An 8,164-nucleotide genomic window follows, 5' to 3' on the forward strand; every position below is an offset into this window, starting at 1 on the left:
TTCGATAGAGTGTCACGCTGTGTATGTGCACCATGGTTTAAGCTCGAATGCCGATAATTGGGCCGATAAATGCTTACTTTGGGCACAACAAGTGGGGATATCTTGCTCGATTGAGCGAGTGAGCTTAGACATCAGCAATGGTGAAAGTATTGAACTTCTTGCTCGTGAAGCTCGCTACCAAGCCTTAACTAAGTACATTCAAGAAGGCGATATACTGTTGACTGGTCAACATGCCGACGATCAAATAGAGACTTTTCTCCTTGCTCTTAAGCGCGGTAGCGGGCCAAAAGGGTTATCTTCGATGGCGGAGAGTATGCCGTTTTCTTGCGGATCTCTAGTTCGACCATTGCTTACTATCAAGCGGAAGACCATCGAAGACGCCGCTACTAAATTAGGCTTGGAGTGGGTGGAAGACGAAAGCAATCAAGATACCCGTTATGATCGTAACTTTCTTCGTCATTGTGTTATTCCTGAATTGTCTGGTCGTTGGCCGAGTATCCATCAAGCGGTTCAGCGCAGTGCAAACTTATGTGCTCAACAAGAAGCGCTATTGGATGAACTATTGAGCGCGGTGTTTGAACGCGCTTTACAAACGGATCTAAGTTTGAGTATTGAAGAACTGGCTAAGCACAGTGGATTAGCGCGTGCGCGCTTGATTCGTATGTGGCTGTCTAAGCTTAATACTAGTATGCCGACTCAGGTACAACTCAATCTTATCTGGAATGAAGTGGCATTAGCTCAGCAAGATGCCAACCCCAAACTACAACTTAAACAAGGTGAAGTGCGCCGTTTTCGAAATCGTCTCTATTGGGTAACGGAAACGGCTGATGTCACTAAGTGGCAAAGTACGATTCAAGTTGATGCGACTTTGTCGCTGCCTGAGGGACTCGGGGAGCTGACCTTAACGACGAGTTCTAGTAACGCAACGATTGCGCTACCGAGTCAGCCAGAATTGCTTCGCGTGACCTTCAATCCGGAAGGCTTATCAGCGCATCCAACCACGCGTAATCACAGTCGAAAACTGAAGAAGTTATTCCAAGAATACAATGTGCCAAGCTGGCTGCGTCGTCAAATTCCGATTTTAATGTACCAAGACCGAGTCGTTGCTGTGGCAGATCTGTTCGTTGATCAGGCGTTTAATGGTCAAGATTGTGAACTTATTTGGCGCAGGTAATGAAAATTCATGCCACAATGTCGATTATAAAATATAAAAATCCTTAAATAATAATTGATTAGGTGAAGCAATGAAGAAAACAATCATGGGTGCAATGGTGGCGTTAACCATGTTCAGTGGGCAGGCTCTAGCTGCGGGAGATGCTGCAGCAGGTCAAGCAAAGTCGGGAGTATGCGCGGCGTGTCATGGCGCTGATGGTATTGCTGTCATTCCGGGTTACCCAAATCTGAAAGGGCAAAATGAGCAATATATTATCAGTTCAATTAAAGCTTATAAAAATAAAGAGCGAACAGGTGGGCTTGCTGCTGTGATGCAAGCTCAAGCTTCATTGTTGTCTGATGAAGATATCGCTAACCTAGCGGCTTACTACGCAAGTTTGAAGTAAACGCGAGTCTGAAAAAGCTTGGACGATTGGGCATTGAGCAGTCCTCATTGGGTTTTATCAACTCACGATATTCGCTATGTTAATTTGCTCAGCCTGGATTTTCGCTGGTGGATCAGAGACAAACATTGAATGTTGCGAAACGCTAAACGATAATAAGCGCAATCGATTGAAGCTTAAGGGATGAACATGAAAAAAATTGAAGCGATTATCAAGCCATTTAAACTGGATGATGTTCGAGAAGCGCTAGCTGAAGTTGGCATTACAGGGATGACCGTCTCTGAAGTGAAAGGCTTTGGTCGCCAAAAAGGTCACACCGAGCTTTACCGTGGTGCAGAGTACATGGTGGACTTTCTACCTAAAGTGAAGCTCGAAATCGTTGTAACGGAAGATGTGGCTGATAAATGCGTAGAGACAATCATTGAAACCGCGCAAACTGGTAAGATTGGTGATGGTAAAATATTCGTCACTGATATTGAGCGTGTGGTTCGTATTCGTACTGGTGAAGAAGACGAAGACGCGATCTAAGGTTTCTTGTCACTTGTTTCGTATTTATTATGCTAAAAGGGAGCCAAGTGGCTCCTTTTTTGTTGTTTGCTTATTAGTGAAATCATTTAACCCGAGATTTGTTGTTCTAGATTTCGGGTGCCTACATTCAGGTTTGTCGTATGTTTAAGCGTTTTTTTCTGGCGTTAGCTTTTCTCGTAATGGCGGTATTGGTTGGCTTCCAGGTTATTTTCACCGTACCAGATCAGCCGCAAATTATTACTCAAACAGGTACCGAGCTGACACAAGATATCAGGTGCATCGAATTTAGCGATTCAAAAGCTCTCGATCATGACGGCAAAATCAATGTGCTTGTCTGGAATATCTACAAACAGAACCGGGCTAATTGGCAACGTGCACTCGATGAGTTTTCTGCTGATAAGCAGTTACTGTTATTGCAAGAAGCCAGCATGACACCATCATTTAAACAGTGGTTGGTGGATGGTCGCTGGGTTAGTAATCAAGTGAGTGCTTTTAAGGCGCTGGGTAGCGGTGCCGGTGTAATTAGTATTGCTCAAGGGCAACCAGAAAAAGCCTGCGCTTACACCTCTAAAGAGCCGTGGCTTCGCTTACCTAAGTCTGCATTATATAGCCAGTATCACTTGAGTAATGGCGAGAAACTCGCAGTGGTGAATGTACATGCAATTAACTTCACCGTGGGTACAAAAGAGTATGTATCTCAGTTAACGGCGGTTGAAATGCTTTTAAAGCATCATGTGGGGCCAATTCTATTTGCTGGAGACTTCAATAGCTGGAGTGAATCTCGCGTTAATGCGATGAGGCAGGCCTTAAAGGCTGCGGACTTACAAGAGGTGACGTTCTTGCCGGATCATCGAGTCCAATTTATAACAGGGTTACCACTGGACCATGTGTTTTACCGAGGTCTGACGCTTAAGTACGCAAAAGCGCCGCAGAGCGACGCTTCCGATCATAACCCATTGTTATTGTCATTTACGTTAAATAACTAGCTTAGGTTACCACAATATAAAGTGCCCAAATAACGTAGAAGAATACCCATGGCAGGCTTGCTATCACCAAAGCTTGGCCACGTTCAAACTCCGTCCACGTCAGTACAACGCCGTAGCCGAGCACAATGTACCAAGGCAGAAGCAAAGGTAACGAGCTAGCGAAATGAGACCATTCGTTAGTAAGAGGCAGCTTTAATAGACCATTGAGGCTATTTAAATCGGCAGCGTAAGTCATTACCTGACCATGCTTGAGTAGCAAGCTCGCGTAGCTTGCTACATCGCCCAATACTGCTGGGAATAAGATAGCACACGATGCGGCAAACCATTTCCAGTAACCGTATTGTTGTTTGCTTGCCTTTGTTGCAAGAAAGAACCAAAGCGCGAGCAATAGTAAGGTGGCAAAGCGGTTGAATACATCATTGATGATCGCGCTTGCCATTAGCGTGTTTGGTTCTAATAGCTCAATCTGCTTCGGGTCGATTTGCTGAAATTGCGCAGCAAGTTGGTCACTGAGCCACGTGAAATCGACATTCGAAAAGTAAGCACCCCAGAATAAAAACGGACTAAGCATCAGGAAGATGAACGGTTGCCATCCCCATCCACCGCGTTGATAAAGCGCAAGAAAACAAGATGTTGGAGAACGAAAAATGTCCAACAGCATCACAAGTGGATTGCTTGATGGGTTCATACACTTACCTTCGTTACGTCAACGTACAACTTAAGCTTTTGACCTGGTTGTAAGTATTTTTTCTTGTGTAGCGAGTTCCATTTCACGATGTCGTTCGTTTTTACTTTGAACTTGCTTGCAATGCCGCTAATGGTGTCGCCAGAGCGAACGTTGTAGAAAACGGTACGGATCACAGAACCTTTGTCTGAGTCTTTCCAAATCACTAGCTTTTGACCCACACGCAATGGATCTTTAGGGCCCATACCATTCCATTTAGCTAACGATTTATACGACACTTTATTGTTACGTGCGATTGACCACAAACTTTCTCCAGACTGAACGACATGGGTGAGCTTGAGTTGACCACGAGCACGAGATTGAGTCTTGTTTAATCGGTTTTGTGCCGTTAATGCATATTTTGCATCGTCTTTTGTTGATGTCGGAATCAATAGGTATTGACCAATACGAATGTTGTTATTCGATAGGCCGTTGGCACGTCGAATGACTTTCGTGGTTGTGCCGTATTTATTAGCTAGCACGCTTAAAGAGTCACCAGATTTCACCTTGTAGCGAGCGACCTTCATCCCTTTACCGCGATTTTTCTCCACCTTGGTGAGAAAAGTCTCTTTTTTCTCTACGGGAATCAAAAGTTGGTGCGGCCCCTCAGGCGCTGTCGACCACTGGTTGTATGCTGGGTTGTAACTCTGCAACTCTTTTACGCTAATGCCGGCATAATCTGCGGCAATAGCCAGATCTAACTGCTCTTCTGGATCAACAAGCGTTAGAACAGGCTTGTTTGGAATTGCAGGAATATTAAGTCCGTACTTGTCTTGGTTTGCGATAACGTCAGCCAAGGCCAATAGCTTAGGAACGTAACTGCTGGTCTCTTTTGGTAAGTCTAATGAGAAGAAATCGATAGGTTTACCGAGCTTTTTATTCTTACGAATTGCGCTAGAAACTCGGCCTCCACCGCTGTTATAAGCGGCGATTGCATGTTCCCAGTTACCATCAAAACGCTCGTTTAGTTGTACTAGGTAGTCCAGCGCTGCATCCGTTGCTGCTGCCACATCTCTGCGACCGTCATACCAGTAGTTTTGCTCTAATCCCATCATTTTTCCGGTGCCTGGGACAAATTGCCACAACCCAGCCGCGCTACCATGTGAGTAGGCAAAGGCATCGAATGAACTTTCCACTACAGGAAGTAATGCAAGCTCCATTGGGAGTCCGCGCTCTTCGATACGTTTTGTGATCATGTATAGAAAAGGAGTCGCACGCTTAGATACCGTGTAAAGGTGATTTGGGTGCTTTAAATACCACGTACGGTAGTAGTCCACTTTCTTGTGGTTTGGGATATCCATGTCCAGCTGCATGGCGATACGTTGCCACACATCTTCTTGTTCTTGGGGGGAGAGAACTTTAGGCGCGTCGTTAGCGGATTTTTTTGCTAGTGACGATTTATTGCCCGGTTGAGCTTTTACTGCATTTTGCTTTGCAGTCTGCTCAGATTTATTGGTTTCTGGTGTAGAAGACGTTGAATCTGACTGAGTCAATTGACAGCCAGATAATAACAACGCCAACGCCCAAGTATACTTCAAACGCATGGATTCAGCCTATTTAGGGCCTGTTTATCTTCACCTGCCTGTCGCGCAACGTAATGTGCGTGGCAGTCGCAAGATAATAGACATCTTTTAAACACTAACTAATTTATAGAGGCAAAGAGCTTCTAATTATGCAATGGGGAGAAATTCAAATAGATTTATATCAACCCCAAACGTAAGAGAAGCGCCAGTGGCGCTTCTCGAAAAATCAGTCCCTGATAATACTGGGGTCTTGCAAACTTACAAGCAGAAAATGGTTAAAATTCGTTCTTCCACTCGCGTAAAGCAGTAAAAACCGAGCATGGATCGCTATTTTTAATGCGACTAGCAACAGATTGAACCACGTCAGGGTTAGAGGTTCGCAAGAACGGATTAATCCACTTTTCTTTGCGTATTGTTGTTGGAAGTGTCGGAATGTTGAGTGCTCGCAGTCGGTTTACATCGTCGCGATATTGGCGAAGTTGCTCATTGTCAGGTTCAACCGCTAGAGCAAACGCCACGTTACTCGCGGTGTATTCATGCGCGCAGAAGACTTGAGTTTCTTCTGGTAGAGACGTTAGTTTGCTCAGTGATTCAAACATTTGCTCAGGCGTACCTTCAAAAATACGACCGCAGCCAGCAGAAAAGAGCACATCACCGCAAAACAGTTTTCCGTCCCCAACGTAACCGATATGGCCCAAAGTATGGCCGGGTAACCCAAGTACTAAGAAAATCTCACCAAACAACTCCAGCTTGTCGCCTTCTTCCATTGGTGTCGTTAGGGTTGGAATTGGCTCTGATTTTGGGCCCACAACGGCGACGTCAGGAAATGCACGCACTAAGTCTGGAACGCCACCAATGTGATCGTTGTGGTGGTGCGTAATTAAAATCGCTTCTAAAGTTAATTCGTTAGCCTGCAGAAATTCTAATACTGGCTTCGCATCGCCCGGATCAACGACTGCGCAGCGCTTATCGCTATTTTGTATCAGCCAGATGTAATTATCATTAAATGCGGGTATGCTTTTGATCTCTAACACGATTCGTTCTCCGTCACCCATTTTAGTCAGGTGGTTAATGAAACCAGCACTCAGCAACAAAACTATACCACACCCGTCGACTTGGTCAGCAATGAACAACGGTCCGTGGGTGCTTGAGTCAATCCAGACCCGACTTGATGAATGGTGCCCGAAACTCTTCGGCTACCATATGCTCAAACTGGGCGGGTTGAGCTGTGAGCTAACCAGCTGTAATTGTAACATTCAACACCAAGTCAACGTAGATATCCAGAACCCGTTGCATAATGTGATTGCAGATGGTTACGAATTACCCTTTTTGGAAAAAAGCTTTGATGTTGTGATACTCGCTCATCAGCTCGACTATGCAAGCGATCCACACCGTTTGTTGCGTGAAGTCGATAGAGTGATGATGGATGATGGCTATGTAATTATTACTGGATTCAACCCATTAAGCTTGACTGGATTAGCGAGTTTGCTTCCATGGCGTAAACATAATTTGCCTTGGAGTGGACGAATGTTTACGTCGAACCGCATCAAAGATTGGTTAGGGTTACTTAATTATCAAGTGATTCATTGTGATCGTTATGCGCTGTTTCCGATGAAACGTTACCGTACGATGTGGACATGGTTGGAAAATAGTCTTGGTGATTGGGCATCACCCGCTGGGAGTTTGTATTACATAGTCGCGCGGAAACGGACATACCCTCTCAAGCCTATCAAACCGCATTGGCGCTTGAAGAAAAAGCTCACACCACTTGGGGTGATGAATCGAGAGGGTAACACTATGAGGAAAGAATCTCGCTAAGAGGGTTGGTAACCTGTATCTTCCTCAGTTGGGTTTTCTGCAGCAGTCCGGGCTAGCTCATCACACATTTCGTTCTCACGATGGCCCGCGTGGCCTTTTACCCAATGCCATTCAACTTGATGGCGTGCGGTTTCTTTGTCTAGAGCTTGCCATAAATCGGCATTCTTCACGGGTTTTTTATCCGCTGTTTTCCAACCACGCTTCTTCCAGTTATGGATCCACTGAGTAATACCTTGGCGCACATATTGGCTGTCAGTCGTTAAAGTGACTTTACAAGGTTGTTTTAACGTCTGTAGCGCGACGACAGCCGCCAACATTTCCATGCGGTTGTTGGTAGTTAACGTATAGCCTTTGGAAAGTGTCTTTTCTACGTCTTTGTAACGCAATACTATGCCGTAACCACCTGGTCCTGGGTTACCTAAACAAGAACCGTCAGTGAAAATCTCAACGTGTTTGGTCATATTTTTTGGTACTATTAGCCGAAACATTTAATAAAGCATAGTCTGACATACATAACCTTATGAATACCAGCAGCAATTCTGAATATAACCGCATTGTCGTTCTCGATACCGAAACCACAGGTATGAACCGCGAGGGTGGTCCTCACTACATGGGACACCGCATTATTGAAATCGGTGCCGTGGAGATCATCAACCGTAAGCTGACTGGTCGTCACTTCCACGTTTATTTAAAACCCGATCGTGAAATCCAACCAGAAGCGGTTGAAGTTCACGGTATTACGGATGAATTCTTGGTTGATAAACCGGAATACGCGAGCGTGCACCAAGAGTTTCTTGAGTTTATTAAAGGCGCAGAACTTGTTGCCCACAACGCGCCCTTCGATACCGGCTTTATGGATTACGAGTTTGGCATGCTCGATCCTAACATCGGCAAAACTGACGACTACTGCAAGGTGACCGACACCCTTGCAATGGCGAAGAAAATCTTCCCTGGTAAGCGAAACAACCTTGATATCTTATGTGAACGTTACGGTATTGATAACTCGCACCGTACACTCCACGGAGCTTT

The 8,164-nt window shown here is 45.1% G+C and carries 10 protein-coding genes; 6 read left to right on the forward strand and 4 right to left on the reverse strand.

What is annotated here, in order from left to right; translation table 11 throughout:
• From tilS to IQR33_RS18490, 4 genes are all read left to right on the forward strand, one after another.
• Positions 1-1,174, forward strand: a 1,174-nt coding sequence (gene tilS / locus IQR33_RS18475; protein ID WP_228013979.1) for a tRNA lysidine(34) synthetase TilS, incomplete at its 5' end; no start/stop codon positions are given.
• Between the two features lie 70 nt (positions 1,175-1,244).
• Positions 1,245-1,559 (forward strand): c-type cytochrome, encoded by a 315-nt coding sequence (locus IQR33_RS18480; RefSeq protein ID WP_017636043.1) that lies wholly within the window; start codon positions 1,245-1,247, stop codon positions 1,557-1,559.
• A gap of 186 nt (positions 1,560-1,745) precedes the next feature.
• Positions 1,746-2,084 carry a nitrogen regulatory protein P-II gene (gene glnB / locus IQR33_RS18485; protein ID WP_005380372.1) on the forward strand — a complete coding sequence of 113 codons (339 nt, stop codon included), beginning with the start codon at positions 1,746-1,748 and terminating at the stop codon, positions 2,082-2,084.
• Between the two features lie 140 nt (positions 2,085-2,224).
• Positions 2,225-3,070 carry an endonuclease/exonuclease/phosphatase family protein gene (locus IQR33_RS18490; protein ID WP_017636044.1) on the forward strand — a complete coding sequence of 282 codons (846 nt, stop codon included), beginning with the start codon at positions 2,225-2,227 and terminating at the stop codon, positions 3,068-3,070.
• Between the two features lies 1 nt (position 3,071).
• On the opposite strand, the gene IQR33_RS18495 is transcribed toward IQR33_RS18490, so the two are convergent.
• The 3 genes from IQR33_RS18495 to gloB form a co-directional block, all read right to left on the reverse strand.
• Entirely contained in the window at positions 3,072-3,758 is a 687-nt protein-coding gene (locus tag IQR33_RS18495) for a YIP1 family protein (protein WP_005380375.1), read from the reverse strand.
• The gene (locus IQR33_RS18500; RefSeq protein ID WP_017820746.1) at positions 3,755-5,338 is read right to left on the reverse strand and encodes a lytic transglycosylase; all 1,584 of its coding nucleotides are present in this window, start codon (positions 5,336-5,338) and stop codon (positions 3,755-3,757) included. The genes IQR33_RS18495 and IQR33_RS18500 overlap by 4 nt, the downstream gene beginning before the upstream one ends.
• Before the next feature lie 254 nt (positions 5,339-5,592).
• Positions 5,593-6,351 carry a hydroxyacylglutathione hydrolase gene (gloB, locus tag IQR33_RS18505; RefSeq protein ID WP_017636045.1) on the reverse strand — a complete coding sequence of 253 codons (759 nt, stop codon included), beginning with the start codon at positions 6,349-6,351 and terminating at the stop codon, positions 5,593-5,595.
• Between the two features lie 37 nt (positions 6,352-6,388).
• Here gloB and IQR33_RS18510 point away from each other — a divergent pair, with 37 nt between their 5' ends.
• Positions 6,389-7,135, forward strand: a complete 747-nt coding sequence (locus tag IQR33_RS18510) for a class I SAM-dependent methyltransferase (protein ID WP_017636046.1) — start codon at positions 6,389-6,391, stop codon at positions 7,133-7,135.
• Here the strand turns inward: IQR33_RS18510 and rnhA are convergent.
• Positions 7,132-7,596, reverse strand: a complete 465-nt coding sequence (rnhA, locus tag IQR33_RS18515) for a ribonuclease HI (protein WP_005380384.1) — start codon at positions 7,594-7,596, stop codon at positions 7,132-7,134. The two genes, IQR33_RS18510 and rnhA, sit on opposite strands and share 4 nt — an antisense overlap.
• A 59-nt stretch (positions 7,597-7,655) precedes the next feature.
• On the opposite strand from rnhA, the gene dnaQ reads away from it, so the two are divergent.
• A partial coding sequence (dnaQ, locus tag IQR33_RS18520; protein ID WP_228013980.1) for a DNA polymerase III subunit epsilon occupies positions 7,656-8,164 on the forward strand: 509 nt, incomplete at its 3' end.

This window comes from Vibrio sp. OPT46 (assembly GCF_015163535.1).
Classification (GTDB): Bacteria; Pseudomonadota; Gammaproteobacteria; order Enterobacterales; family Vibrionaceae; genus Vibrio; species Vibrio alginolyticus.

Coding starts and splice junctions, on each gene's coding strand:
- IQR33_RS18510 (WP_017636046.1), top strand. CDS start 6,389: ATGAAACCAGCACTCAGCAACAAAACTATACCACACCCGTCGACTTGG.
- IQR33_RS18490 (WP_017636044.1), top strand. CDS start 2,225: ATGTTTAAGCGTTTTTTTCTGGCGTTAGCTTTTCTCGTAATGGCGGTA.
- glnB (WP_005380372.1), top strand. CDS start 1,746: ATGAAAAAAATTGAAGCGATTATCAAGCCATTTAAACTGGATGATGTT.
- IQR33_RS18480 (WP_017636043.1), top strand. CDS start 1,245: ATGAAGAAAACAATCATGGGTGCAATGGTGGCGTTAACCATGTTCAGT.
- IQR33_RS18495 (WP_005380375.1), bottom strand. CDS start 3,758: ATGAACCCATCAAGCAATCCACTTGTGATGCTGTTGGACATTTTTCGT.
- rnhA (WP_005380384.1), bottom strand. CDS start 7,596: ATGACCAAACACGTTGAGATTTTCACTGACGGTTCTTGTTTAGGTAAC.
- IQR33_RS18500 (WP_017820746.1), bottom strand. CDS start 5,338: ATGCGTTTGAAGTATACTTGGGCGTTGGCGTTGTTATTATCTGGCTGT.